The following is a 688-nucleotide window of genomic DNA, read 5'->3' as shown; positions in this document are numbered from 1 at the left end:
GACATCAACTATGCCTGGCCGACGGCGCAGATCGCGGTGATGGGCGCCAAGGGCGCGGTCGAAATCATCTTCCGCCAGGACATCGGCGACGCGGAGAAGATCGCCGCGCGCACGAAAGAGTACGAGGACCGCTTCCTGTCGCCGTTCGTCGCCGCCGAGCGCGGCTACATCGACGACGTGATCATGCCGCACTCGACCCGCAAGCGCATCGCCCGGGCCCTCGCCATGCTCAGGGACAAGAAGGTCGAGACGCCCATGAAAAAACACGACAATCTGCCGCTGTGACCATGTTCAAGAAAATCCTGATCGCCAACCGTGGCGAAATCGCCTGCCGTGTGATCAAGACAGCCCGTCGCATGGGGATCGCGACGGTGGCGGTGTATTCCGAGGCCGACCGCAACGCGGTGCATGTCGAGATGGCGGATGAAGCCATCCTGATCGGTCCGCCGCCGGCGGCCGAGAGCTATCTGCTGATCGACCGCATCGTCGAGGCCTGCCGCAGGACGGGCGCTGAGGCGGTGCATCCCGGCTATGGCTTTCTGTCCGAGCGCGAGGCGTTCCCGCGGGCGCTGGCCGAGGCCGGCGTCACCTTCATCGGCCCCAATCCCGGCGCCATCGCCGCGATGGGCGACAAGATCGAATCCAAGAAGGCTGCGGCCAAGGCCAAGGTCTCGACCGTGCCGGGCTA

At 65.6% G+C, this 688-nt stretch carries 2 protein-coding genes; both read left to right on the top strand.

What is annotated here, in order from left to right; all coding sequences use genetic code 11:
* The coding region (locus AB4Z37_RS32975; protein ID WP_441520880.1) for a carboxyl transferase domain-containing protein at positions 1–285 on the top strand (285 nt) is incomplete at its 5' end.
* A 2-nt stretch (positions 286–287) separates the two neighbouring features.
* On the top strand, positions 288–688 hold a 401-nt coding region (locus AB4Z37_RS32970), incomplete at its 3' end, for a biotin carboxylase N-terminal domain-containing protein (RefSeq protein WP_441520879.1).

The organism is Bradyrhizobium sp. 2TAF24 (assembly GCF_052115025.1).
GTDB lineage: Bacteria > Pseudomonadota > Alphaproteobacteria > Rhizobiales > Xanthobacteraceae > Bradyrhizobium_A.
Note: the sequence above shows the minus strand (reverse complement) of the source record. Positions and strands in the feature narration are given on the sequence as shown.